The 25429-nt window shown below is 61.9% G+C and carries 19 protein-coding genes; 5 read left to right on the plus strand and 14 right to left on the minus strand.

All coding sequences use genetic code 11. From position 1 onward, the window contains the following. Positions 1-23: 23 nt before the first annotated feature. Positions 24-623, minus strand: a complete 600-nt coding sequence (locus tag IEX27_RS15665; protein WP_188722021.1) for a histidine phosphatase family protein — start codon at positions 621-623, stop codon at positions 24-26. Then, positions 620-1723: an inositol-3-phosphate synthase gene (locus IEX27_RS15670; protein WP_188722022.1), complete on the minus strand. Its 1104-nt coding sequence runs from the start codon at positions 1721-1723 to the stop codon at positions 620-622. Before IEX27_RS15670 ends, IEX27_RS15665 begins: the two co-directional genes overlap by 4 nt. Positions 1724-1863: 140 nt before the next feature. On the opposite strand from IEX27_RS15670, the gene IEX27_RS15675 reads away from it, so the two are divergent. Beyond that, a complete protein-coding gene (locus IEX27_RS15675) occupies positions 1864-3555 on the plus strand; it encodes a hypothetical protein (protein ID WP_188722023.1) in 1692 nt (563 codons plus the stop codon). Here the strand turns inward: IEX27_RS15675 and IEX27_RS15680 are convergent. From IEX27_RS15680 to IEX27_RS15710, 7 genes are read right to left on the minus strand one after another with little or no spacing between them, the layout of a single operon-like run. Further along, a complete protein-coding gene (locus IEX27_RS15680; RefSeq protein ID WP_188722024.1) occupies positions 3516-4502 on the minus strand; it encodes a UDP-glucuronic acid decarboxylase family protein in 987 nt (328 codons plus the stop codon). The two genes, IEX27_RS15675 and IEX27_RS15680, sit on opposite strands and share 40 nt — an antisense overlap. Continuing rightward, complete coding sequence (locus tag IEX27_RS15685) at positions 4495-5595, minus strand: CgeB family protein (RefSeq protein ID WP_188722025.1); 1101 nt, start codon at positions 5593-5595, stop codon at positions 4495-4497. Before IEX27_RS15685 ends, IEX27_RS15680 begins: the two co-directional genes overlap by 8 nt. After that, positions 5595-6686 (minus strand): CgeB family protein, encoded by a 1092-nt coding sequence (locus tag IEX27_RS15690; protein WP_188722026.1) that lies wholly within the window; start codon positions 6684-6686, stop codon positions 5595-5597. Before IEX27_RS15690 ends, IEX27_RS15685 begins: the two co-directional genes overlap by 1 nt. Further along, complete coding sequence (locus IEX27_RS15695) at positions 6683-7801, minus strand: CgeB family protein (protein WP_188722027.1); 1119 nt, start codon at positions 7799-7801, stop codon at positions 6683-6685. The genes IEX27_RS15690 and IEX27_RS15695 overlap by 4 nt, the downstream gene beginning before the upstream one ends. A 1-nt stretch (position 7802) precedes the next feature. After that, positions 7803-8900 (minus strand): glycosyltransferase family 4 protein, encoded by a 1098-nt coding sequence (locus tag IEX27_RS15700; protein WP_188722028.1) that lies wholly within the window; start codon positions 8898-8900, stop codon positions 7803-7805. Continuing rightward, the gene (locus IEX27_RS15705; protein WP_210315547.1) at positions 8897-9964 is read right to left on the minus strand and encodes an NAD-dependent epimerase/dehydratase family protein; all 1068 of its coding nucleotides are present in this window, start codon (positions 9962-9964) and stop codon (positions 8897-8899) included. The genes IEX27_RS15700 and IEX27_RS15705 overlap by 4 nt, the downstream gene beginning before the upstream one ends. Then, on the minus strand, positions 9961-11067 hold the full coding sequence (locus IEX27_RS15710) for an NAD-dependent epimerase/dehydratase family protein (RefSeq protein ID WP_188722030.1): 1107 nt from the start codon (positions 11065-11067) through the stop codon (positions 9961-9963). Before IEX27_RS15710 ends, IEX27_RS15705 begins: the two co-directional genes overlap by 4 nt. Before the next feature lie 168 nt (positions 11068-11235). Here IEX27_RS15710 and IEX27_RS15715 point away from each other — a divergent pair, with 168 nt between their 5' ends. The 4 genes from IEX27_RS15715 (at position 11236) to IEX27_RS15730 (ending at position 19424) form a co-directional block, all read left to right on the plus strand. After that, positions 11236-12618 (plus strand): UDP-glucose dehydrogenase family protein, encoded by a 1383-nt coding sequence (locus IEX27_RS15715; protein WP_188722031.1) that lies wholly within the window; start codon positions 11236-11238, stop codon positions 12616-12618. An 84-nt stretch (positions 12619-12702) separates the two neighbouring features. Next, positions 12703-16506: a methionine synthase gene (metH, locus tag IEX27_RS15720; RefSeq protein WP_188722032.1), complete on the plus strand. Its 3804-nt coding sequence runs from the start codon at positions 12703-12705 to the stop codon at positions 16504-16506. A 171-nt stretch (positions 16507-16677) separates the two neighbouring features. Continuing rightward, on the plus strand, positions 16678-17670 hold the full coding sequence (gene acuI / locus IEX27_RS15725; protein WP_188722033.1) for an acrylyl-CoA reductase (NADPH): 993 nt from the start codon (positions 16678-16680) through the stop codon (positions 17668-17670). A gap of 110 nt (positions 17671-17780) precedes the next feature. Beyond that, positions 17781-19424, plus strand: coding sequence for an acyl-CoA synthetase (locus IEX27_RS15730; protein ID WP_188722034.1), 1644 nt, complete (start codon positions 17781-17783; stop codon positions 19422-19424). Between the two features lie 8 nt (positions 19425-19432). Here IEX27_RS15730 and IEX27_RS15735 read toward each other — a convergent pair whose 3' ends face one another. The 5 genes from IEX27_RS15735 to IEX27_RS15755 form a co-directional block, all read right to left on the minus strand. Then, positions 19433-19867, minus strand: a complete 435-nt coding sequence (locus tag IEX27_RS15735; protein ID WP_188722035.1) for a hypothetical protein — start codon at positions 19865-19867, stop codon at positions 19433-19435. Positions 19868-19927: 60 nt separating this feature from the next. Then, positions 19928-21634, minus strand: a complete 1707-nt coding sequence (locus IEX27_RS15740; protein ID WP_188722036.1) for an ABC transporter permease — start codon at positions 21632-21634, stop codon at positions 19928-19930. After that, positions 21631-22737 (minus strand): ABC transporter ATP-binding protein, encoded by a 1107-nt coding sequence (locus IEX27_RS15745; RefSeq protein WP_188722037.1) that lies wholly within the window; start codon positions 22735-22737, stop codon positions 21631-21633. Before IEX27_RS15745 ends, IEX27_RS15740 begins: the two co-directional genes overlap by 4 nt. Positions 22738-22822: 85 nt before the next feature. Next, a complete protein-coding gene (locus IEX27_RS15750; RefSeq protein ID WP_188722038.1) occupies positions 22823-23887 on the minus strand; it encodes an ABC transporter substrate-binding protein in 1065 nt (354 codons plus the stop codon). A 48-nt stretch (positions 23888-23935) separates the two neighbouring features. After that, positions 23936-25426 carry a phenylacetate--CoA ligase family protein gene (locus IEX27_RS15755; protein ID WP_188722039.1) on the minus strand — a complete coding sequence of 497 codons (1491 nt, stop codon included), beginning with the start codon at positions 25424-25426 and terminating at the stop codon, positions 23936-23938. Positions 25427-25429: the final 3 nt, after the last annotated feature.

Consider the following 25429-nt stretch of genomic DNA (forward strand, 5'->3'; position numbering starts at 1 on the left):
CAGGGTCTCCTCCTGGCTCATCGTTAGCTTGCGCCTTCGTTCAGACGAAGAAGCTTCGAGCCCCAGCCGCCCATGACGATGACGGTGATGGAGCCCGGTTCGATGTCGAAGCGAAAGCCGGCCTCGCCGGGAAGACCAAGCACATGGCAGACTGCAGCCTTGATGACATCGGCGTGGCTAACCATCACGACGCCCGCGTCGGGATGTTTCTGGGCGAGATCTCCCATGCAGGCGCAGACCCGCTCGCGGACCTGCTCGACGCATTCGCCGGCCGGCGTGCGGGCAGTGCCGCGCTCCTGGTTCCAGATCCGCCAATCGTCGTCCTCATTAAGCTCGGCGAAGGTCTTGCCGGACCAGCAGCCGAAGTCGATTTCGTCGAGCTCGTCGCGTGTGACGACCGGGCCAACGCCGCAGGCAACGGAAACCGCCTGCGCGGTCTCCTGCGTGCGCTCGCGGGGGCTTGCGGCAATCACATCGAAGCGTTCGCGCTGCATCCGCTCGCCGACGCGGAAAGCCTGGGCACGGCCTGCCGGGCCAAGCCTCACGCCGGGACTGCGGCCGGCGAGGTACTGGCCCACATTGTCGTGCGCGGCATGGCGCAGGAAGAAGAACGTTGTTGTCATTCGGCGGCCTTGAGCGGTTCTTCTTGCGCCCCGGCGATAAATTCAAGCGTGCGCCGGCGGGCTTCGTCGTCCGTGAACTGTTTAGGCGGTGACTTCATGAAGTAACTGGAGGGGCCCTCAAGCGGACCGGCGATGCCGCGGTCGAGCGCCAGCTTGGCGCAGCGGATGGCATCGATCACGACGCCTGCGGAATTGGGCGAGTCCCAGACTTCCAGCTTCAGCTCGACGTTGAGGGGAACGCCGCCGAAGGTGGTTCCCTCAAGGCGGATGTAAGCCCACTTGCGGTCGGTGAGCCACGGCACGTGGTCGCTCGGACCGACATGAACATTGTCCGGCTCCAGTGGTACATCGAGCTGGCTGGTGACCGACTGGGTCTTGGAAATCTTCTTCGACTCCAGCCGCTCACGCTCCAGCATGTTGAGGAAATCGGTGTTGCCGCCGAAATTCAGCTGATAGGTGCGGTCCAGATGCACGCCGCGCTCGCGGAAAAGGTTTGTCAGCATCCGGTGGACGATGGTCGCGCCGACCTGGCTCTTGATGTCATCGCCGATGATCGGCAGGCCCTTTTCCTCGAACCGGCGCTGCCATTCAGGTTTCGACGCAATGAAGGAGGGGATGCAATTGACGAAGGCGCAATCGGCGGCGAGCGCCTGCTCGGCATACCAGGCGGTCGCTTCCTCGGAGCCTACGGGCAGGTAGGAGACGAGTACTTCGGTGCCGCTGTCACGCAGGGCCGCCGCCACGTCGACCGGCTCTGCGCTCGATTCCTGGATCGGTCCGCGCAGGTACTTGCCGATGCCATCAAGCGTCGGCCCGCGCTGCACGCTTACGCCCGTGGGCGGAACGGCACAGAAGCGCATGGTGTTGTTGGGGCCGGCGAAGATGGCATCGGCGACATCAGAGCCCACCTTGCTGTCCGCCACGTCGAAGGCTGATGCGACTTCAATATCTTCCGGACGGTAGCCACCGAGCTGCACATGCATCAGGCCGGGAACGGGTTCGTTGTCCTTGATGCCCCGGTAGTAGTGGATGCCTTGAACCAATGATGAAGCGCAATTGCCGACGCCGACGATCCCGATGCGAATTTTCTTGCGCGTCATCAACATACCTCGTCCCCTCTGAAAACCGGGTCTGAGGTCCAACACCTACAAAGCAGGAATGTTCCTCCTTAGGTTGTTTGTAGTTCCAGGGAGCAAAGTCGACGGTGGAAAGTTGGGGTGTTTCTCGCGGGAGGAGCCCAATGATCGTCTATGGTGAACTGGAACGCACGGAGCACGTCCGCGACGTCAAGGCATCGGTTCTGCGGGCGTTGAGTGAGCTTGAAAGCCTCGCGCCGGGAGAGCGGCACAGTGCACTGGTGACAGCCTTCATCCGTCTCGCAGAGCTGGTGCAGGGGCTCGCGGACGCCTCGTTCGACGCACGCGGCTACGATGCCCGGAGCGAGGATCAGCAGCTTGGCGCGGCGCTGTTGCTGCAGGCGGCCCGGCTCGTTGATCATTCCTGGCGGGGCCGGGTGGTGGAAGCGGCCGATCTCCGACCAATCATGAAACAGCTGCAGGTGATCAGTCATAAAGGGGCAATCCGGCTGCGGCTCGCTGAGGGCTATGCTCACTACGCGCTCTATCCGGAAAGCTATCTCGAAGCTGCACGGCATTCGGGACTCGACAGCAGCACCTGCGTCATCGGCATCCGGAGCATTGGGGTGGGTCTCGCCGCACTCGTGGCCGCAGCGCTTGGAGCCGGACCGGCGATCAGTCTGCGCCCGGTCGGGCATCCGTTTCGCCGTGAGATCAGGGCCGATCCCAGATTATTTGCATCTGCGCTCAAGGACCCGGAAATGCGATTCGCCATCGTTGACGAAGGACCCGGCCAATCGGGAAGCTCATTTGCAAGCGTTGCTGCATACCTTCAACAACTTGGTGTAAGTAAGGGCAGAATAACATTTTTTCCTAGTCATGATGGCTTTCCTGGAGTTGAAGCTTCGGATGAAGTGCGAGCGATCTGGGGAGGGATCGAGAGCTTTCCGGCGTCAGACCATGACGTGATTACATCGCCAAACGGGCTGCACTCCTGGTTGGAACCATGCGTCGGATCCGGAGAATTTTACGAGCTTGCGGGGGAGGCAATGGACTACCGCTTTGCCCGGCGAAGGTTTCTCGTTCAGAGCGTAACAGGCAAATGGGTTGCGAAGTTCGCCGGGCTCGGAGCCGTGGGAGAACGCAAGCATCGCGATGCTGTTTCACTCGCCCAAGCCGGCTTCGGTGCGCCGGTGGCTGGCCTCTGCAACGGATTTCTCGTTCAGCGATGGTTGGAAGGAAGGCCGGTCCGGCTGACGGCAGAGAACCGGGGCGTATTTCTGGAACGCGTTGCTTCCTATCTGGCGTTCCGCGCGACGCATCTCGGACCTGCTGGGCCGGGAGCCTCCCTCGGAGCGCTGAGAAAAATGGCGGTGCATAATACGCGCGAGGCCCTGGGGGAGGAAGCAGCGGCAACCCTTCACGAGCGCCTGGCGCACCTGCCGGAGCTGGAGGAAAAGGTCCGCCGGATCCGAACGGACAACAGGCTCCATCTATGGGAGTGGCTGGAGGTAGATGGCGCGTTCGTCAAACTCGACGCCGTCGACCATTGCGAGGCGCATGATCTCATCGGCTGCCAGGATATCACTTGGGACATGGCCGGTGCGATGATTGAGTTCGGCTTCAATGAAAAGGAGACCAACGAGCTCGTCGGGCGGGTCGAAAGCGCGGGTGCCTTTGTCGACCGTCGGCTGCTCGACGGTCTCGTTCCGTGCTACCTGGCGTTCCAGCTAGGGCTCTGGTCAACTGCCACTCCAGGCTCAGACAGTACTAGAACAATAGCTGATAAGTATCTTTCTTTGTTGAACAATTACCGCTACGCAACCTCTGGTCTAGCGGAGGGCTGTTGCGCCTGAAGCGTGGTCCGGAAATAGTCGATCGTCCGCGCCAGACCTTCCCGCAACTGCGTCTTCGGCTGCCAGCGGAGCAGGGCGTTGGCTCGCTCGATGTTGGGCCTGCGGCGCTTCGGGTCATCCACCGGCAGCGGCATGTAGCGCAGCGGCGATGGGGATTGCGTCATTTCGAGAACCAGGTGCGCCAGTTCGCCCATGGTGAATTCGCCCGGATTGCCGAGATTGACCGGTCCGTCGGGCGTCGCATCCACATCCATCAGCCGCATCAGGCCATCGACCAGGTCCGCCACGTAGCAGAAGGAGCGGGTCTGGGACCCATCGCCATAGATGGTCAGAGGATCATGGTTCAGGGCCTGAACCACGAGATTTGAGACGACGCGACCGTCGTTCGGATGCATGCGCGGGCCATAGGTGTTGAAGATGCGGGCCACCCGCACATCCGCCCGTTCAGCGCGCAGGAAGTCGAAGCACAGGGCCTCTGCCGCCCGCTTGCCTTCGTCGTAACAGGCGCGTGGGCCGGTGGGGTTCACGTGGCCGACATAATCCTCCCTCTGTGGGTGGACGTCCGGATCGCCATAGACCTCGCTGGTCGAGGCCTGGACGAAGCGCGCGCCTTGCTCTTCGGCCAGCATCAGCAGGTTCAGCGTTCCGGTGACGCAGGTCTGCATCGTGTGGATCGGATCGGCCTGATAGTGCGGAGGCGAGGCCGCGCAGGCGAGATTGAAGATCCGGTCGAACTTCCGATCGAGCTGCAAGGGTTCGCAGATATCGTGCTGGATTATTTGGAAATCGGGATGATCTGCGAAGTTCCTCACATTCTCGCGGCTGCCGGTCAGGAAGCTGTCGACGCAGATGACGCTATGACCGTTTGCCAGAAGGGCTTCGCAAAGGTGGGAACCGAGAAACCCGGCGCCGCCCGTGACAAGGACTGTCTCTTTTCGTTCAGGCATTGCTTGCTCCCATTGCGATAGCATCTCTTTGGTGGGTCTTTGTCACGTGCAGGGACTGGAGCGCGGCGACCAGTTCTCGCGCCCGGGCTTCGCCGGTGTGCGAGGCGAGCACGATTTTACGCGCTTGTTCGGCAATCGCCTCGGCATCGTCACGCGCGAGGATCGCGCAGACATCTTCCGTCGTATCCGCCACCTCAATGGCTCTGCCGAAGGGGAAAAGGTCTTCCAGACCCGGCCAGCGGTCGCTGATAACAGGGCATCCGCAGGCGGCAGCCTCAAACAGGCGGACGCTTGGCGACCAGCCCGCCGCGATCATGTCGGCGCGCGTGACATTCAGCGTGAAGCGCTGGCGGCTGTAGAAGGATGCATGCTCGGTGGGCGGCAGGTGCTCGATCCGGTCGACATTGGCGGGGAGCTCCATGTCGGTTGGATATTGCGGGCCCGCGACGACGAAGCGCCGGTCCGGCATTCTGCGCGCGACCTCGATCAGCAGACGTTCAAGAGTCGGCTGACGGTCCACGCTATAGGTGCCGAGATAGCCCAGATCCCAGATCTTCTCTTCCGCCTGCGGCGCGTAGCGGCTTTCATCCACCGAGCAGTAGAGCGCCTCCGCACGCCTCGCGCAGAACTCTGTCTCGAGCCGCTCCAGCGTCGGCCCGCCGGTGAAGGAAAAGTAGATATCGAAGAGGGGGATCTGGTGGTCGGCCAGATATTCGAAGTCGAGCGCCCGGAGTTTGGCGAGCGTGACTGGCGTATCAATGTCGTAGAAGCAGAAACTTCCCGTGCAGAGCGGCACAATGGCGTCGATCACGGCAACGCCCTGCGGAACGAAGGAGCCGACGATCACCGCGTCGGCAGCTGCGAGCAGATCGCCGAAGCGGTCGACGAGGTCCGGGACAGACTCGTAGTAGTGAAGCGTGCAGAAATCCGGCTCAGCCAGATCGCGGTTGTTGGCGTACCAGGGAACGTCACGCTCCAGAAAAGCAAGCCGATGGCCGAGTTTGTCCAGCCCGCGCATCAGCGCGCGAAAGGTGGTGGCATGGCCGTTGCCCCAGGAGGAAGAAAGCGAAAGGCCGACAAAGACGATGTTCATTACTCGGCCGCCTCCACGGAACGCTTGTTGAACGAGCGGAAGATCTCGTCCGCAAGTTTCGCCCGCTGCTCATAGGTGTGCTCGGCAAGCACCCGACGCAGTGCAGCCTCGCCGATAGCGCGCGCCCGTTCCTGCGTCAGCGTCTGAAGAATGTCGGCCACATCCTTGCCATCACGGGCGACCAGCACCTCTTCGTTGGGCTTCAGGAACAGGTCGATGCCAATCCATTCGTCGGTGATGAGGCAGGCGCCCGCGCCCGCCGCCTCGAACACGCGGGTGGCCGGCGAAAAGCCGTTGCTCGCCATGCTTTCGCGGCTGATGTTGAGCACGGCCTTTGGTGTGCAGTTGAAGCTGTTGTGGTCGCGGGTGCCCACATGGCCGATCCAGTTGACGTTTGGTGGCATCGGCTTGTCGCCCCAGCCCGAGCCGCCGAAGAGGAAGTTCTGGTTCGGCGAAAGGCTTGCGGCCTTGAGGAAGAACTCTTCCACCCGCGCTTCCCGGTCCGGCAGGCGGTTGCCGAGGAAGCCGAGGTCTGCGCGAAAGCGCTCGTTCGGCTCGACCGGGAAATGGGTTTCCGGATCGAGCGCGTTATAGATGGGGATGCAGTCCTTGGCCCCCATGGCGCGGTAGGCGTAGACGACCGGATCGCCACCGCCATAGGTCAGGACCATGTCGAGCTTGCGCAGCGCCCGGTGCAGAGGATGGTCGGGCTCCGCGCGAAGCTGGCTCAGGGTGGCAGGTGCATCCACGTCCCAGAAGATGGTCAACGCATCGGGGCGGGCATTGCGCAGCACTTCGAGCAGCAGCGCTTCGTCTTCGTAGCCGACACCGCTCGCCTTGACGACGATATCCGCTTCGGCGGCGCGCCGCGTCACTTCCATCAGCGACATGGGCGTGGCTTCATAGACAACCACCTGACACCAGTCCGGCAGATCAATGTCGCGGTTTTGCTGGCGGTCGTAGACGTCCGGCTCGTAGAAGGTGATCTCGTAGCCGCGCCCGGCCAGCGCCTTCAGGAGCCCCCGATAGTAGGTCGCCGCGCCGTTCCAGTAGGACGAAAGCAGGCTTGATCCGTAGAAGGCCATTTTCATTGGACGCTCTCCCTCTGTCCTGTTTGGGGCTCTAACCGTGTGCGTGCGAGGATTGTCAGAAGCTGCTCCACCCGGTGCGCGCAGGTGTGGTGCCTGCGGATTGTCTCAAGCCCGTTGGCGGCAAGCGTGGAGGCAAGGTCCGGATCGTTCAGCACTTCACGCAGCAGCATCTGCATCTCGCCGCCGTTCATGGCGAAGAGAAAATCCTGACGCGGACGGAACAGGCCCTCCGCATCGTCCCATGGGGCGGAAATAAGCGGAATGCCGCAGGCGAGCGCCTCAAACATGCGGATCGTCGGAATGCCCGGCAGGCTTTCGACGTAAGGTCGGCGCGGCACGTGAACCGTCACGCGATGGCGGGCAAACGCTTCCGGCACCCGCGCATTGGGCAGCCAGCCACGATAGGCGATGCCGGCTTCACACAGTGCCTTCAGCGCGTGATCCGGATAGCGCACCCCATGGAGATTGGCGGAGATGCCCAAGCGTTTCACGGGCTCGATCAGGAACTCCATCAACTCTGCCGAGCGCTCACCGTCGCCCCAATTGCCGATCCAGATCAGGTCCGTGTCACGTTCGATCCCGGGGAGGGGCTTGAAGAGCGCGATGTCGGCCGCCTCGTGCCAGGTATGGACGTTGCGGCCCCAGCCCTGCCGCAGATAGCGTTCGCGCAGCGCCTCGCCGAAGGCGAGGACGAGGTCATAGTCCTCAAGCTTTAGCGAGGAAATGGCTGCTTCCTCCGAAACCGCCCGGTGATGGGTGTCGTGGAAGATCAGCGTAAATCTGCCGCCGCGCCTTTTGACCTTCCCGATGAATTCAACCAGTGCCGGATCGGTCCATTCATGGACGATCACGACATCGGCCTGGCTGAGCTCCGCCTCGTGATCAAAATCCGCGCCGTAGCTGCGTGAGGTGAGGAAGGGGAAATCGGCCTGGAAACGGGCGACCGCCTCAGGGTCTTCCGCCACCATGTTCGTCCGGCTCCAGCCGTTCTCAGTTTCCAGCGCCACGGCCTCGTGGCCGCGCGCGATCAGCTCACGCATCACGCCGCGCAGGAAATGCGCGTTGCCATGGTTCCAGTCGGAGACAAGAGAGTGCGTGTAGAAGAGAAACCGCATGTCAGCTCCCGTTCCGATAACGTGCGACGGCCCCTGCGTAGAGCGCCTGCATTTCTGCGGCCTGCCGGGCGAGCGTGTAGCGGCTTGCCTGTTCGCGCGCTGCCTGGCCTAACGCTTCGCGCTTCTGCGGGTTTCCCATCAGCTGCTCGATCGCCTCAGCAAGGTCTTCGGCATCGTGGGGGTCGAAGAAGACGGCGGCATCGCCCCAGACTTCGCGATAGGTCGGGATGTCCGCCAGGATCAGCGGGGTTGCCGCGTGGGCTGCCTCAAGGGCCGCAAGCCCGAATGGCTCATAGATGGAAGGCGAGACGAAGATGCTTGTTTGCGCCATCAACTCGCGCGTTTCCGCATTGGAGAGGGGGCCAACGCTCATCACGTGGGTGAAGAAGATGCCGCTGCCGTTCTCGCCGCGCGTCGGACCGGCGGCAAAGATCGGGATATCGATCCTGCCTGCCGCCGCATCGAGGATGCGGCCGTTCTTGCCTTCGTCCCACCAGCGTCCGGCAGCTGACACCATGCGCTCACGTCGGGTTTCGACGGGAGCGGCCTCAACAGCATTGTGCACGACGTGAAGATGAGGAATTTCGCCATAGCTGCGCTTGAGCGCTTCCGCATGACTTGCGCTGGGCGCTATCGCGATACCGGCCCGTTTCAGACCGTCGGCATTTACGTCTTTGTGCCAGGCCCAATCGCCGGTTGAAGGGGCTTCGCCGCGAACCGCCTGAAACCAGGTCACCACGCAGGAATGGGAAACCGCAGCCACAGGGCAGGGAACATTGAGGCCAACCGCCTGCGACGGTGCATTGAGGTGGACGAGATCAATGGCGTGTTCCTCCACAAGCCTCGAAAGCTCTGCCGGCAGCCCCTCAAGTTCCTTGGCACTGCGGGCCAGCCAATCGGGCGGCGACGAAAGCCAGGTGACTGTGCCGATTGCGGAAGCTTCAGTATGCTGCGCAGGAGAGGGCGCAGGGCCAAGCCCCGCGAAAACGATTGTATGGCCGCCACGCTTCAGCTCGCGGGCGAGGCCCATGGCGTATTGCCAGACGCCCCCTACCGCATCGAGCGTCATGAGGATCCGGTGACGGCCATTGCCCGTCATGCAACGAACCTCTGCGCGTGCGGTTCGGCCGTCCGTTCAGTGCGCAGCCAGTTCGCCAGATCAAACAGGCCTTCGCGCCATCCGACATGGGCATGCCAGTCCATGGCTCTTTGGAGCCGCCGCGTATCGGCTACGAAATAACGCTGATCGCCGACGCGCGGCTCGGCATGGTGGATGTTCACCTCGCCTTGCAGGATGCTTTCAATCTCGGTGAGCACGAGGTTCAGGCTCACGGCATTTTCCGGACCGCCGCCGAGATTGAAGACCTGGCCGTGGAAGCGATCCATGTTGGCCATCAGTCCGCGATAGGCGGCAACGGCATCCGACACATGCAGGATGTCGCGCACCTGATTGCCGTCGCCGAAAATGGTGATCGGCTCGTCGGCCATTGCCCGAATGAGAAAGTGGGCCACCCACCCCTGATCTTCCGTGCCGAACTGGCGGGGGCCATAGATGCAGCTCATCCGCAGCACGGCAGTCGGGATGCCGAAGGATTTTGCGTAATCGAGCACGTACTGGTCGGCGACCCCCTTGGAGCAGCCATAGGGTGTGCTGAAATCGAGCGGCCGGTCTTCGCTAATGCCATGGGTGCGCAGCGCTTCATCCTCGGGCAGGTCGAGGCCGTCGACAGTGCGGATCGCCACGTCTTCAAGCGAGCCGTAGACCTTGTTGGTCGAGGCAAAAACCACCGGGATCCTGCGGCCAGTGCGCCGTACGGCTTCCAGCACGTTGAGCGTTCCACGTGCATTCACTTCGAAATCGTCCACCGGATCGATGAGACTGGTCGTTACCGCCGTTTGCGCGGCCATATGAAATATGCCGCCAGCAGTCTCGACGGCCTCTGCCAGTGCATCTTCGTCACGGATGTCCGCGACGCTGACGCTCAGCCGATTGCCATGCAGCTTCTGTAACCATTCGAGATTGCGGGAGACGCCGGGGCGACTCAGATTGTCGAAAATCGTGACCTGCTCGCCATCCTCAAGCAACGAGTTGGCGAGGTTCGATCCTATGAACCCGCTGCCGCCGATGACCAGCGTTTGGGTGGCTTTGGCATCGTCCGTCATGACACCAACCCCATGGACTCGAGCTCCTTGCGCATCTCGTTGCCCCGGTCGATGGCAACGCTGCCGCGCACCCATTCGACCATTTCGCCGAGGGAATCCTCGAGCAGACTGGTCGGCTCGTAGCCCAGAAGCTCGCGGGCCTTCGAGATATCGGCAAAGCAGTTGCGGATGTCGCCAGCGCGCGCCTTGCCCAAAACCTCGGGCTTGCGGTCCGGCTGCTCCATGGCTTCTGCGAGAAGCGAGGCAACCTGTGAGATCGAATAGGCCTTGCCGCTGCCAATATTGAAAAGCTCGCCAGCCGCTTCAGGTTTTTCCAGCGCGAGGCAGAAGGCGCGTGCAACATCGCGGACATGAACAAAATCGCGCTTCTGTTCGCCATCCTCGAAGACCAGCGGACGCTGGCCATTGGCAAGACGGGAGGCGAAGTTCGCCAGCACTCCCGTATAGGGGTTGGAGAGCGCCTGTCCGGGGCCGAAGACGTTGAAGAGCCGCAGCGCGACAGTTTCGACATTATACGCTTCGCCGAAGATCATCACCTCGCGCTCCTGCGCGTATTTGGTCAGCGCATAGATCGAGGCGAGGTCGACGATCTTCTGTTCGTCGGTGGGGATAGGGGTGAGGGCTTCCCCAGCCGCCGAAACCGGGTCCCATTTCCCTTCACGGATACGGGCCTGGTTGCGGCGCACGTTGGAAAGGCGTTCGCCGGACGGCGTCTCATAAAGACCTTCGCCATAGACGCTCATGGAGGAGGCGACGACAATCCGCTGCACCGGGTTCTTGATGAGGGCTTCTAGCAGGACCGCGGTGCCGAGGTCGTTTGCGCCGACGTAGCGGGCGATCTCATACATGGACTGGCCGACGCCAACTTCTGCCGCGAGGTGAATGACCGCATCTACGCCCTGCAAGCTCTCGGCAACCTTTTCGGCGTCGCGGACATCGCCCTTGACGAGTTCCACACCCTTGGGGACCTGGATTGTCGTCGTGCCGTGCACCTGCTCCACAAGAGCATCGAGAATGCGCACTTCATAACCACGGTGGATCAGCGCCTCGGCAAGATGCCTGCCAATGAAACCACCGCCTCCAGTCACCAGGATTCGCTTCACGGTATTTCCCTCCAAGAGTCCGTTGGTTCCCGAACCTCCGGAGCGCAGCTTTGTTCCTTCTCCGGCTAAGCCAAAAAGCATCAGCATCTTGCCTGCCGGCTAATCAACCAAGGAACATAGCTGCAGATCTCCTGTTAGGCGGGTGTCTGGAGCGAGAAGGATGCGATAATGCGCGTAAGTATGATTGGAGCGGGCTACGTCGGACTGACGACGGGGGTGTGCCTCGCGGAGATGGGACACGAGGTCATCTGTGCAGACATCGATCGGGACCGCATCGCCCATCTTAATGCGGGCAGCACGCCATTCATGGAGAATGGCCTGGCCGAGATGATGTCCCGCAACGTTGCTGCGGGACGTCTTGCTTTTACGGACAATCTGCCGGAAGCGGTGGCCAATCGCGAAATCATCATGATCGCGGTGGGAACGCCCAAGGGTGCGGCCGGGGAGGCGGACCTGTCCTTCGTGCGTGAAGCTGCGCGTCGCATCGCTCCTCACATGTCGCCGAAAACCGTTGTCACGCTGAAGTCGACTGTGGTTGTAGGCACCGCTCGCGAGGTCCGGGAAATCATTGCGGAGGAACGCGGAGCGCTCGATTTCTGGGTCACGTCCAATCCCGAGTTCCTGCGGGAAGGAAGCGCAATACACGATTTCCTCCATCCGGACCGTATCGTTATCGGTGCGGATGACCGGGATGCAGCCGATCGTCTGATCGAACTCTACAAGCCGCTCCTGAGGAGGGACGTGCCGCTGGTGGAGACAGGCACGGAAAACGCCGAACTCATCAAATATGCCGCCAACGCGTTCCTCGCGCTCAAGATCGGCTTCATCAACGACGTTGCAGATCTCTGCGAAAGCATCGAAGGTGATATTCAGGCGGTTGCGCGCGGGATCGGCCTCGACAAGCGGATTGGCCCGAGCTTCCTGGCGCCCGGACCCGGCTATGGAGGCTCATGCTTTCCGAAGGATACGGAGGCCTTTGTCGCCACGGGCCGCGCTCACTATGCGCCGCAGCCGCTGATCGAGGCGGTGATCGATCGCAATGCCAAGCGCCGCCGCCGGATCGCCGAACGCATTCTGGACGAGCTGCAGACTGCCCGCAGACCCACCGTCACTGTGCTGGGCGTTGCGTTCAAAGCGGATACCGATGACGTGCGGGAGTCGCCGGCGCTCTACATCATCCCCTACCTGCAGGAAAAGGGTGTGACAGTCCGGGCGTTCGATCCGTGGGCAGCAGCCAATGGAGCGAAGCTTCTGCCGGACGTGGAATGGTACAACGATCCCTATGAAGCAGCTGAGGGAGCGCATCTCACGGCGATCCTTACGGAATGGAACATGTTCCGCACATTGGACCTCAAGCTCATGGCTGAGCGGATGAGAAAGCGTGTGCTCTTCGATTGCCGTAATATCCTTGATCCCGAAACAGTGATAGAGCACGGCTTCCGGCATTTGAGCATTGGCCGCGCGACCCTGCCACGTGACGGATTTGCCCGCAGAGCCACGGAAGCAGCTCCCGCCCGAAACCTTCTTGCGACCTCTGCGAAACGATCCTGAATGCTACGCAAATCCTGCGCGACATGTTGACATAAAGATGTCTTTATGTGAAAAGCCGGAGTGGCCGCCACATAAGGAAGAGACATGTCGCAACATTCTTCATCGCTGGATGACCTGCTGGGTCCAGTCGCCAAGCCTGACGGATCGGAAGTACTGGCGGCGCTCACCGCAGCGGCGCGTGAACGCATCCTCATCCTTGACGGCGCCATGGGCACCCAGATTCAGGGTCTTGGCTTTGACGAGGACCATTTCCGCGGCCAGAGGTTCATCGGCTGCGAATGCCACCAGAAGGGCAACAATGATCTCCTGATCCTCTCGCAACCTTCCGCGATCGAGGAAATCCACTACCAGTACGCCATTGCCGGCGCAGACATTCTGGAGACGAACACGTTCTCCTCGACCCGCATTGCGCAGGCTGACTACGGCATGGAAGATGCCGTCTACGACCTGAACCGTGAAGGTGCTCGTCTGGTGCGCCGCGCCGCCATCCGTGCGGAGCGCGAGGACGGCAAGCGCCGCTTCGTGGCTGGCGCCCTTGGGCCGACGAACCGTACCGCTTCGATTTCGCCGGATGTAAACAATCCCGGCTTCCGAGCGACTTCCTTCGACGAGCTGCGTCTCGCCTACGCCGAACAGCTGCGCGGCCTGATCGACGGCGGCGCCGACATCATCCTGATCGAGACGATCTTCGATACGCTGAACGCCAAGGCCGCGATCTTCGCCTGCGAAGAAATCTATGCGGAGAAGGGCATCCGGCTGCCGATCATGATTTCCGGCACGATCACGGACCTTTCCGGCCGTACGCTTTCCGGCCAGACGCCGACTGCCTTCTGGCACTCGATCCGCCACGCAAAGCCGTTCACAGTTGGCCTCAACTGCGCCCTCGGTGCTGCTGCGATGCGCCCGCACATCGCGGAGCTTTCAAGCGTTGCCGATACGTTCATCTGCGCCTATCCGAATGCCGGTCTTCCGAACGCCTTTGGCCAGTATGATGAGACGCCGGAACTGATGGCTGCCCAGCTTGGCGAATTTGCCCGTGAAGGGCTCGTCAACGTCGTTGGCGGCTGCTGCGGCTCTACGCCGGACCATATCCGCACCATTGCGGACGCGATCCGCGGACTTGCCCCTCGCAAGCCAGCCGAGCATCGCCCGCTGATGATGCTGTCGGGCCTCGAGCCGTTCACGCTTACCGAGGACATTCCGTTCGTCAACGTCGGCGAGCGCACGAACGTCACGGGTTCGGCCAAGTTCCGCAAGCTCATCACGTCCGGCGACTATGCCAGCGCGTTGGTGGTTGCCCGCGACCAGGTGGAGAACGGCGCCCAGATCATCGACATCAACATGGACGAGGGCCTGATCGATTCCAAACGGGCGATGGTCGAGTACCTCAACCTGATCGCCGCCGAGCCGGATATTGCGCGCGTGCCGATCATGATCGACTCCTCCAAGTGGGAGGTAATCGAGGCTGGTCTGAAGTGCGTGCAGGGCAAGCCGATCGTCAATTCGATTTCGCTGAAGGAAGGCGAGGAATCCTTCCTGCATTATGCAAGGCTCTGCCGCATGTATGGCGCAGCCGTCGTTGTCATGGCCTTTGACGAGCAGGGACAGGCGGACACCAAGGAACGCAAGGTTTCGATCTGCACCCGCGCCTACAAGCTCTTGACGGAGAAGGTGGGCTTCCCGCCGGAAGACATCATCTTCGATCCGAACATCTTTGCGGTGGCGACCGGCATCGAGGAGCACGACAACTACGGCGTCGACTTCATCGAGGCTGCTGGCGAGATCACGCGCACGCTGCCGCATGTGCATGTGTCCGGCGGTGTCTCCAACCTCAGCTTCTCGTTCCGTGGAAACGAGCCGGTTCGCGAGGCCATGCATGCCGTGTTCCTGTACCATGCGATCCAGAACGGCATGGACATGGGCATCGTCAATGCCGGTCAGCTCGCCGTCTACGAGTCCATCGATCCTGAACTGCGCGAGGCCTGCGAGGACGTGGTCCTCAACCGTAAGCCGAAGGCCGGCGGCACCGCGACTGAGCGGATGCTGGAAATCGCCGAGCGCTACAGGGGCTCTGGCGGCAAGGATGCCAAGGAGAAGGATCTCTCGTGGCGCGAATGGCCAGTCGAGAAGCGTATCGAGCATGCACTCGTCAACGGCATCACCGAGTATATCGATGCCGATACGGAAGAGGCGCGGCTGAAGGCTGAGCGTCCGCTGCACGTCATCGAGGGGCCGTTGATGGCCGGCATGAACGTCGTTGGCGATCTGTTCGGCTCCGGCAAAATGTTCCTGCCGCAGGTGGTGAAGTCGGCTCGCGTGATGAAGCAGGCTGTCGCGGGTCTGTTGCCGCACATGGAAGCCGAGAAGCTCGCCAATCAGGCAAATGGCGTTGATAACGGCGAACGCCAGACTGCCGGCAAGATCCTGCTCGCAACCGTCAAGGGCGACGTGCATGACATCGGCAAGAACATCGTCGGCGTCGTGCTGGCCTGCAACAACTATGAGATCATCGATCTCGGCGTGATGGTGCCGGCAACCAAGATCCTGCAGACCGCTATCGATGAGAAGGTGGACATCATCGGCCTTTCGGGCCTGATCACGCCTTCGCTCGACGAGATGGTTCACGTTGCTTCGGAAATGGAGCGCGAGGGTTTTGACATTCCGCTCCTGATCGGTGGCGCTACCACCAGCCGTGTCCACACGGCGGTGAAGATCCATCCGGCCTACGACCGGGGGCAGGCGGTGCACGTCAATGACGCAAGCCGCGCGGTGGGTGTCGTCTCCGCACTTCTTTCTGAGGGCAAAGACGAGTTCGTCCGCTCGCTGCAGGCGGAGTATCAGAAGGTGACCGACGCCCACCACCGGGCCGAGGCCGACAAGCTGCGGCTACCGCTTGCCAAGGCTCGCGCCAATCCGCACCGGATCGACTGGGCTGCCTACGAGCCGCCGGTTCCGTCTTTCCTCGGCGTGAAGACCTTCAAGAGCTGGGATCTTGAGGAGCTTGCCCGCTACATCGACTGGACGCCATTCTTCCAGACGTGGGAGCTGAAGGGGCGTTACCCGAAGATCCTCGAGGACGAGAAGCAGGGACCGGCAGCGCGCCAGCTTTGGGAAGACGCTCAGGCGATGCTGAAGAAGATCATCGATGAGAAGTGGTTCGCGCCGAAGGCGGTTGTCGGCTTCTGGCCGGCCAATGCCGTCCAGGACGACATCAAGGTCTATACCGACGAGAACCGCTCGGAAGAACTTGGCACCTTCTACACGCTACGCCAGCAGCTGACGAAGCGTGACGGCAAGCCGAATGTGGCGCTTTCCGACTTCGTGGCGCCCCGCGAGAGTGGCAAGCGCGACTACGTCGGCGGCTTTGTCGTGACGGCGGGTATCGAAGAGGTGGCGATCGCGGAACGTTTCGAGCGCGCCAACGACGACTACAGCTCGATCCTGGTGAAAGCGCTGGCCGACCGCTTCGCCGAAGCCTTCGCGGAGCGGATGCACGAATATGTCCGCAAGGAGCTCTGGGGCTATGCGTCCGATGAGAACCTTTCGAACGAGGATCTGATCTCGGAAGGTTACAAGGGCATCCGCCCGGCTCCAGGCTATCCGGCGCAACCGGATCACACCGAGAAGGTGACGCTGTTCCGCCTGCTCGATGCCGAGGCGAACGCTGGCGTTGAGCTGACCGAGAGCATGGCCATGTGGCCGGGCTCTTCCGTCTCCGGCCTCTATCTCTCGCATCCCGAAAGCTACTATTTCGGCGTCGCCAAGGTGGAGCGCGATCAGGTGGAAGACTATGCCCGCCGCAAGGGCATGGAGATCGCCGAGATCGAGCGCTGGCTCGGGCCGGTCCTCAACTACCTGCCTTCTTCCTATGCGGAGGCCGCCGAATAGGCGATCCACATTGCGACTTAAATTCCAGGCCGGAGCGTCCACAAACGTTCCGGCCTGTTCCTTTTTTGGCGGGAAATTTCTTGCCAAAGGCGTCCTGATGCTGCCCAATAAAACCGAATGTGCCCGGGAAAAATATCAGCCCGGACCATGAGGAGATGCAAGGGGAGCGCGGTGACAGAAACCTTTACAGCACTGATGATCGAGGATGCGGATGGCAAGCCGCGGGCGGGCTTCAAGACGATCTCGCTTGCCGACCTGCCGGACCATGACGTTCTGGTCGAGGTCGCCTATTCGAGCCTCAACTACAAGGACGGGCTGGCCGTGACAGGCAAGAGCCGTATCGCGCGCAAGCTGCCGATGGTGGCGGGCGCCGATCTTGCCGGAACCGTGGTGGAATCCCGCTCGCCGGACTGGAGGGCAGGGGACAAGGTCGTCGTCAACGGCTGGGGCATGTCTGAGACCGAGTGGGGCGGCTATTCGCGCTTCCAGCGGGTGAAGCCGCAATGGCTGACACGGCTGCCGGATGCATTCTCGCTCGAGCAGGCCATGGCAATCGGCACGGCCGGCTACACGTCCGCACTCTGCGTCAATGCACTCGAAGACTGGGGCATGATCAAGCCGGATGCCGGCGAGGTTCTGGTGACGGGAGCTGCGGGCGGCGTCGGCTCGGTTGCCGTCGCGCTGCTGGCGAACCGTGGCTACAACGTCGTTGCCTCGACCGGTCGGCCGGAGACGCATGACTATCTGTCATCGCTCGGCGCAAAAGGCTTCATCGACCGTAACACACTGACGGAGAAGGGTGGTCCGCTGCAGAAGGAACGCTGGGCTGGCGCTGTCGATACGGTCGGTTCCACGACGCTCGTCAATGTGCTGGGGCAGACCGTCTATGGCGGCGCGGTCGCGGCCTGCGGTCTTGCCGGCGGCTTCGATCTGCCCGGAACGGTGATGCCGCACATCCTGCGGGCAGTCACGCTTATCGGCGTCGACTCCGTCATGGCTCCACACGCCAAGCGTGATCGCGCCTGGGCGACGCTGGCCGAAAGCCTCGATCCGGATGCGCTCTCTCGTATCACGCAAGTGGAGCCGCTGGAACGCGTGCCGGAACTGGCAGCCGAAATTTTGGCGGGTCGCATTCAGGGCCGCGTGGTCGTACGCATTGCCTGAACCAAGCTAAGTCGCTGAGTTTAAACAGTAAGTTGACGTGTATACATGAAGTTCCGGCGGCAGGTTGAGCGGATAAAGCTGTATACACGGGCATAGGTCAGGAGATCCGGGTGGCAAACAAGTTCGAGATCGGCCTCGAAAAAACGCCGGCAAACTATCAGCCCCTGACGCCGCTCACTTACCTGGAGCGGGCCGCCAAGGTCTTCCCTGATCGGATCGCCGTCATCCATGGAGAGACGCAGCGGACCTACCGCGACTTCTGGCGGCGGTCGCGCCAGCTGGCCTCAGCTCTGGCGCAAAATGGCGTGGGGAAGGGCGACACGGTGTCCGTGATGCTCTCCAACACGCCCGCCATGCTGGAGGCGCACTACGGCGTGCCGATGGTCAAGGCCGTGCTGCATTCTCTCAACACGCGGCTCGACGCGGCGATCATCGCCTTCCAGCTGGACCACGCCGAGACGAAAGTGCTGATCGTCGACCGCGAATTCTCCGGCGTGATGAAGGAGGCGCTGGAACTCGCCAAGGTGAAGCCGCTGGTGATCGATTACGACGATCCGGACTATGGATCGGACGCGGTCTATCCCAAGGGCGACCCCATTGGCTCGATGGAATACGAAGCGTTTCTGGCGACGGGTGATCCGGACTTCGCCTGGTCGATGCCGGACGACGAATGGGATGCGATCTCGCTCAACTATACGTCAGGCACGACGGGCAATCCCAAGGGCGTTGTCTATCACCACCGTGGCGCAGCCCTCATGGCTTATGCCAATACCATCCACGCCAACATGGGCCGCTATCCAGTCTATCTCTGGACGCTGCCGATGTTCCACTGCAACGGCTGGTGTTTCCCGTGGACGCTCGCCGTGACCGGAGGAACGCACGTCTGTCTGCGCTGGGTCCGCGCCAAGGCCATGTATGACGCGATCGCCGACCATGGGGTGACGCACCTTTGCGGCGCGCCCATTGTCATGTCGCTCTTGATCAACGCGTCTGCTTCCGAAAAGCGGGAATTCCCGCAGACGGTGACGTTCAACACGGCTGCTGCTCCGCCGCCTGAAGCCGTGCTGCGGGGCATGGCCGAAGCTGGATTTGCCGTGACGCATCTCTATGGTCTTACGGAGACGTACGGCCCGGCCGTGGTCAACGAGTGGAACGAGGCCTGGGACGATCTTCCCGCGTCCGAACGCGTGACCAAGAAGGCCCGGCAGGGTGTTCGCTACGCCGCGCTGGAAGGTCTGCAGGTTATGGATTCCACCACGATGGAGCCGGCGCCTGCTGATGGCGAGACGATCGGCGAAGTCATGTTCCGCGGCAACATCGTCATGAAGGGTTATCTGAAGAACCCGGAAGCCACCGAACAGGCCTTCGCCGGCGGCTGGTTCCATTCGGGCGATCTCGGCGTCATGCATCCGGACGGCTACATTCAGCTCAAGGATCGCGCCAAGGACATCATCATCTCCGGCGGCGAAAACATCTCATCGATCGAAGTCGAGGACGCGCTCTACAAACATCCGGCTGTGGCGGCCTGTGCCGTGGTCGGCCGCGCCGACGAGAAATGGGGCGAAACGCCGATCGCCTATGTGGAACTAAAGCCCGGCAAGAGTGCCACGGAAGCCGAGCTCATCGAGCACTGCCGCAACACGCTTGCGCGCTTTAAGGTGCCAAAGGCGGTGATCTTCGCGGAAATCCCGAAGACGTCGACGGGCAAGATCCAGAAGTTTGCGCTTCGCGAAATGGCAAAGCACGGGCAGTAGAAGAAGCGCTAATTGTTGACGGCGATGATCTTCACGGTGTCATTGCCGCCAATGCCTGAGAACCAGATCTCGCCGTCGCCGATCATCACGCCCTGCCAGTTGGCAAAGAGATCTTCGTAGCGCTGCTTCGCGACAGCGTCCTTGATCTTGCGCGTGATGATCTTGCCGTAGTCGGCGACAAAGCGCTTCTTGTCCCGGATCCTCACTTTCTTGCCGCCGATCCTCGTCTCGAACGGGTAGTCGACCATGGCGGCGACGGCCTGCCTGTCGTCAGCCGCTATCGCCTTCTGCAGTTGCTCAAGAAAAGCGCGATACTGCTTATGCGCGCCAAACAGCTCATCGAGCCGTTGGTCCACTTCCGTCACCGTCTGCGCGGAAGTTACTGATGCGCTGGCGCAGGCGATAAGCATCGCCGCCAAAACCATTCTGAGTGATTTGCACATGGCCGCTCCAACCAGGTAGGGGAGGGAAGTGTAACTTACCTATGCTTCCCCCCGTCAAGACTAATCCTGATCGTACCTGCGCGAGATGTAGATCTGCGCCGGGACGATCAGCAGCAGAAGCACGCCGGAGAACATCACCGCGAGAGCCGCCGTGCCGGGCAGGTTCGGGAACTGCCAGAGATTGAGCAGCGTCGAGGCCACCACCGTGTTGGCAAGCGTCATCAGCATCAGCGGTACCGTCAGGTCGCGCGCGGCATGGGCAAAGGACCAGAGCCAGAGGTTGATGGCCTGGGGCGCTATCAGCGGCAGCACGATCGTGCGGAGCGAGGTGAGCCAGCTCGCGCCGCTGATCATTGCCGCATTCGCAAGCTCCCGGTTCAGCTGCATCAGCGTCGTCGCCATGGTGCGCGTGCCGAAGGCGAGGAAGATCGTGACATGCGCCACGACCATGATCCACACCGTGCCGTAGAGCGGCGTCTTCAGATAGATGAGCAGGATGCCGAGCACCATGACGATCGGCGGCACGGTCATCGGGATGAAGGAGAGGGCGTCGATGACGCGGCCCACGCCGTCATTGCGATAGACCGAGAGCCAGCCGGTGAAGAAGCAGAGCAGGACCGTGAGCGTCGCCGTTGCCACCACCATCAGCGCCGTGTTCCAGAGTGCGCGCAGGATGGCGTTGTTCTCGAGGATCGTGCGGTAGACGTCGAGGCTTGCCTCCGACAGCGTCTCGAGGCTCGGTGGGCGGTAGGTGGGGAAGAGGCTCGCCCAGATCATCATGAGCAGCGGCAGAGCCATGATCAGGCAATAGCCCCAGACGGCAGCGGCGACCGGGTATTTCCAGGCGCCAAGCTGTACCCGCTTCGGGCGGAATGCCTTGCCGGAGACGACGCGGAACCTTTCCTGCACACGCGTCAGCCGGAGATAGGCCCACACCAGAATCGAGGCGAGCGCCAGCAGAACGACACCGAAGGCGCCTGCAGCGCCATAGCGAGGGACGCCGACATCCGGCGCGGTCAGGAGATAGATGCGGGTCGAGACCACCGGCACCTTCGCCGTCATGCCGATGACAAGCGGCAGGTCAAAGGTCTGGATCACCGCCATCAGCATGTAGATGGCGCTGGACAGGAGTCCGGGCAGCAGCAACGGCATGGTGATCGAGCGCAGCACCGTCGAGCGGCGCGCGCCATGAACGGAGCCCGCGAGTTCCAGCTGCGGATCCATGTTGCGCAGCACGCCGGAGATCATGATGAAGGAGGTCGGCACCAGCGCAATCGTCGTGGTGATGACGAGGGCAGGGAATGTGTAGATCTGGAAGAGGGCGCCCTCGATGCCGAAGAGCTGCCGCGCCCAGAGGTTCAGCACACCAGAGCCCGGGTTCGCAAGCAGGATCCAGCCGAAACCCACGATCAGCGCAGGGATGGTCATCCAGGTGAACATCACCGTACGCAACAGGAAGCGCCCCGGCATGTCGGTGCGCTCGGTCAGGTAAGCGAGGACGGTGGCCACGACCAGCGCAAGCACCGTGCTGCTTCCCGCATAGATGATCGTATTCGAGAGGATCGTCAGAGAATTCTTGCTCGTGAAGAGCGTGACGAAATTGGCGAAGGTGACGTCTGTGCTTTCAAGCGGCAGCTGGCCTGCCGGCAGGAGCGAGGTCCTGAGGAGCACCAGGAGCGGCAGCACCACCAGCGCGAGCACGATGGCGAAGACCAGCACCGTGACCGGCCTTTGAAGCGGAATGCCTCCCTTTACGGCAGCCGTCATGGCGCAGGCTCTTCGGCTGGAACGATGATGCAATGGGCCGGATCGATCCAGGCGTTGAATGAACTGCCAACCTCCACGCGCTGGTAGGGGCTCGTGACCTGCAGGACAGGAAAATCGCCGGAGCGCAGCCGAACCTCCTGGCTGTCGCCGAGAAAGGTGACGCTTTCAACCGTCGCCGGAAAGGAGTTGCCGTCCAGTTCTCCGGCAACTATGGCGTTGGGGCGCAGGATCAGCGCCGCCTTGCCGCCATCGGCGATTGCATTGCCGGCGATGCCACGGAAGAGGCCGAGTTCCGTTCCGATGACAACCTCATCGCCGGCCCGCGCGGATCCCTGCACAACGCCATCCACGACGGTGCTGCGGCCCATGAAGGTGGCCGTGAACACGCTGTTCGGCCGCTTGTAGATGTCTTCAGGTGTGCCGAGTTGCACCGCTTCGCCGGCCCGCATCAGCATCACCCGGTCCGACATGCCCATGGCTTCCACCTGGTCATGCGTCACGAAAATGGTGGTGATGTTCAGCGCCTTGACGAGGTTGCGGATTTCCTCACGCATGGCATCGCGCAGCTTGGCGTCGAGGTTGCTGAGTGGTTCGTCGAGCAGAAGCAGGCGAGGGGCATGGACCAGCGCGCGGGCAAGCGCCACACGCTGCTGCTGCCCACCGCTCAGCATGGGCGAGGGGCGTTCAGCCAGATGATCGAGCTTCACCATGGCGAGGCTCTGCATCACCGCCTTGCGGATTTCCGTTTCAGTCAGTTTCCTGCGGCCGTGACGGAGCGGATAGGCGACGTTCTCAAACACCGTCATATGCGGCCATATGGCGTAGGACTGGAAGACCATGCCGAGGTTGCGCAGATTGGGCGGAACGACGATCCTGCGTTCAGACGAAAAGACGTCCTCGCCACCCATGGCGATGCGCCCCGCGTCCGGCGTCTCGAGGCCCGCGACCGACTGCAGCGTGGTCGTCTTCCCACAACCGCTCGGCCCCAGCAGCGTGAAGAACTCGCCCTCCTTCACCGAGAAGGAGACATTGTTCAGTGCAACGGCAAGCCCCTTGCCACCTTTTTCCGCGTAGACTTTTCGCAGCCCCTCAACGGTCAGCATACGGGCGGTTCCTCCAGGTATCGAAATGCGATGACTGGCCGACAACTACGGTCGGCCAGTTTGTTGTTATTCTCGCCCGCCGGGTTTAGCGGTTCGTCAGCATGTCCGAGATTTCAGCGCGGGTTTCAGCGGCAGCCGAGCTGTTGGCGAGGCTGTCTTCCTCCAGAATCTTGGCGCCCTTGGCCTTGGCGTCCTCCACCATCTTTGCCAGCGGCGAACCAACGTCTGCGGCACGCGGCAGCTTCTCGAACTCTTCCACCACGCTCATGCCTTCGCTCACCAGCCATGCGGCAAACAGGCGGGCGGCATTCGGGTTCGGCGCGGTCTCGGGCACGTAGATGAATGTGTGGTTGAGCGCGACGTAGTCGTCGAACAGCTTGAACTTCACGCCTTCCGTGCGCTGGGCAATGTGGAAGGCGGAGAGACCAACCGGCACCTGGCCGATCGCCACGGCGCGGGTGGCTGCAGCGGTTCCGCGCTCAAGCACCGGCTCGTTGTCGAGCGTCTTTTCGGCCATCTCCAGCGTTGCATCCTTGCCGACCGCGAAGGTGTAGTAGTCGAGCGGGTTCAGCGCCAGCGAATTGACAGAGAACTTGCCCTTCCACTTCGGGTCAAACAGCTCCGCCCAGCTCGACGGTACCTCTTCGTCCGCGATCAGGTTCGGGTTCCAGGAGATGCCATAAGCCACGTCAACGATCGGCAGCACATAGCCGCGCAGGTCTTCCATCGGACGATTAGCAATTTCGTCAAAGCCGTTGAGTTCCTTGCCAAATACCTCGGCCCAAGGGTAGGGCTTTACGATATCGCGGTCCTTCAGCACCATCACTTCCTGCGGGCCGCCGTTGCCGACGATGTCGACGCTGCCGGCAGCGCCGGCTTCCGCGATGAGCCGCGTACCGGTCTGCACCGGATTGGTCGGCGTCCACTCGATGCGCAGGTTGAGACCGAAACGCTCGTTGAACGCCTTGATCAGCGCCTGATGGCCTTCCGGCACGCCGGGCGACGAAATCGCGATGAAGAGGGCGCCTTCCTCCTTGGCCTTTGCCACAACCTCATCGAACGTCTGCGCCGCCTGAGCCAGCGCAGCATGCGACAGCATCAAACTTGCCGCCGTAGCCAGAGCGCTGGTCATCGTGAACTTCAATCTCATGGTTTCCTCCTGTGATGAGACTGTCTGTCTAAGTTGCTATTTCCGCTGTCATTTCATGGTTCGCAGGTCAAGCAGCCGACGCGTCTTGCCAGTCGAACCGATCTGTATCAGCGGTGCAAGTTCTTCCTTTTCAAAAACCTCCACCTTCACCTTGACCGAAAGGTCCTTGTGAAGCCGGGCCTGCAGATCCGCCACGATTGCCGCCTTGTCGATCTCCGGCGAGCGGCGCTCCACCCGCACGGCCATTTCGGTGCGGGCCGACAGACCTTCGCCCTCGGTAAAGGCCACGCAGATGAATTCGCCGGTGAGGCGAGGGTCCTCGCGCACCGCCGGCTGGCAGGCCATGGGGTAGACGTTGGTACCGCGCAGCTTCACCATCTCGTCGCTGCGGCCGAGGAAGCTCGAGAGCTTGGTGGAGCAGAGCCCGCAGCTGCACTGCTGGCGCGGATAGATCTTCATCAGGTCGCGCAGGTCGTAGCGGATCATCAGCGGCGCGGTGCGGTAGAGGCTGGTGATAACCATATTGCCGGTCTCGCCAAAGCCGAGCGGCTTTCCGGTTTCCACGTCCTGCACTTCCACATAGGCTGTGTCTTCCGCCACGTGGCGGCCATCCTGCGCCTCGCATTCGTACGCGATGTGGCCCACTTCATGGGTGCCGTAGTTGTCGTAGACGGGGCAGCCCCAGGCGTCTTCCAGGGCCTTGCGCAGCACATTGTTGGTGTCCGTGCCGAGGAAGGCGTGCAGGCGTCCGGTCTTCAGCGAGCGCAGGTCGAAACCGATCTCCTGCGCCACATCGGCCAGCCGCGCGAAATATTCGCCACGGCCGAACCAGGCGCGCGTGCCCACCTTGAGTGCGTATTCCAGCTGCTTTTCAGACGGCGTGATGAGGCCTGAACCGGTATTGAGCGGAATGGCGCCAAGCCAGTGGTGGCAGGCGTAGGTCGCGCAATAGGCCGCGTTGGTGAGGCCCATCGTATAGGTGATCTGCACGGTATCGCCCGGCCGCGATCCCTGCGCCCACATGGCTCGTGCGGCCTGGATGCCCTGAACTTCGAGCGCCCGCGGATCGAACAAGGTCATGCGGGGAAAGCCGGTGGTGCCGCCGGAGGTGTGGATTTTCCACGGCGTGCGGGCAAAATCTTCCTTCGTCATAGGCTGATGACTGCCGAACGGCGGATGTTCCGCAATCGCGTCTTTCAGATCGTCGCTGGTAAAGGACGGGATCTTCGTGATGTCGTCGAGCGAGCGAATGTCACCCGGCTCCAGACCCACGGCGCGCCAGCGGTTGACATAGAAGGGCACGTTCCAGCCCTCGGCCACGCGGGCCAGGAAGCGGCTGTTCTGCAAGGCCCGTATTTCCTCGTCGCCAAGACGCCCGTTCTTCTGGCGGTAGAGCGGCTCAGGCGGGTAGTCGTCCATGAGCTGTTGCCAATTGACGCTCTGCCAGTAATACGGAACAATCGTGTCCGACACGTCCATTTGCACGGGGTCACTCTCCTCGAATTTCGATATTTTCAGCACGTCAGCGAAGGAATTCATTTG

The organism is Nitratireductor aestuarii, from assembly GCF_014641695.1.
In the GTDB taxonomy this organism is placed as follows: Bacteria; Pseudomonadota; Alphaproteobacteria; order Rhizobiales; family Rhizobiaceae; genus Chelativorans; species Chelativorans aestuarii.

Bases quoted from the DNA above. Each gene is read 5' to 3' on its own strand.
- IEX27_RS15665 (WP_188722021.1), bottom strand. From the start codon at position 623: ATGACAACAACGTTCTTCTTCCTGCGCCATGCCGCGCACGACAATGTG.
- IEX27_RS15670 (WP_188722022.1), bottom strand. From the start codon at position 1,723: ATGACGCGCAAGAAAATTCGCATCGGGATCGTCGGCGTCGGCAATTGC.
- IEX27_RS15675 (WP_188722023.1), top strand. From the start codon at position 1,864: ATGATCGTCTATGGTGAACTGGAACGCACGGAGCACGTCCGCGACGTC.
- IEX27_RS15680 (WP_188722024.1), bottom strand. From the start codon at position 4,502: ATGCCTGAACGAAAAGAGACAGTCCTTGTCACGGGCGGCGCCGGGTTT.
- IEX27_RS15685 (WP_188722025.1), bottom strand. From the start codon at position 5,595: ATGAACATCGTCTTTGTCGGCCTTTCGCTTTCTTCCTCCTGGGGCAAC.
- IEX27_RS15690 (WP_188722026.1), bottom strand. From the start codon at position 6,686: ATGAAAATGGCCTTCTACGGATCAAGCCTGCTTTCGTCCTACTGGAAC.
- IEX27_RS15695 (WP_188722027.1), bottom strand. From the start codon at position 7,801: ATGCGGTTTCTCTTCTACACGCACTCTCTTGTCTCCGACTGGAACCAT.
- IEX27_RS15700 (WP_188722028.1), bottom strand. From the start codon at position 8,900: ATGACGGGCAATGGCCGTCACCGGATCCTCATGACGCTCGATGCGGTA.
- IEX27_RS15705 (WP_210315547.1), bottom strand. From the start codon at position 9,964: ATGACGGACGATGCCAAAGCCACCCAAACGCTGGTCATCGGCGGCAGC.
- IEX27_RS15715 (WP_188722031.1), top strand. From the start codon at position 11,236: ATGCGCGTAAGTATGATTGGAGCGGGCTACGTCGGACTGACGACGGGG.
- metH (WP_188722032.1), top strand. From the start codon at position 12,703: ATGTCGCAACATTCTTCATCGCTGGATGACCTGCTGGGTCCAGTCGCC.
- IEX27_RS15735 (WP_188722035.1), bottom strand. From the start codon at position 19,867: ATGTGCAAATCACTCAGAATGGTTTTGGCGGCGATGCTTATCGCCTGC.
- IEX27_RS15740 (WP_188722036.1), bottom strand. From the start codon at position 21,634: ATGACGGCTGCCGTAAAGGGAGGCATTCCGCTTCAAAGGCCGGTCACG.
- IEX27_RS15745 (WP_188722037.1), bottom strand. From the start codon at position 22,737: ATGCTGACCGTTGAGGGGCTGCGAAAAGTCTACGCGGAAAAAGGTGGC.
- IEX27_RS15750 (WP_188722038.1), bottom strand. From the start codon at position 23,887: ATGAGATTGAAGTTCACGATGACCAGCGCTCTGGCTACGGCGGCAAGT.
- IEX27_RS15755 (WP_188722039.1), bottom strand. From the start codon at position 25,426: ATGAATTCCTTCGCTGACGTGCTGAAAATATCGAAATTCGAGGAGAGT.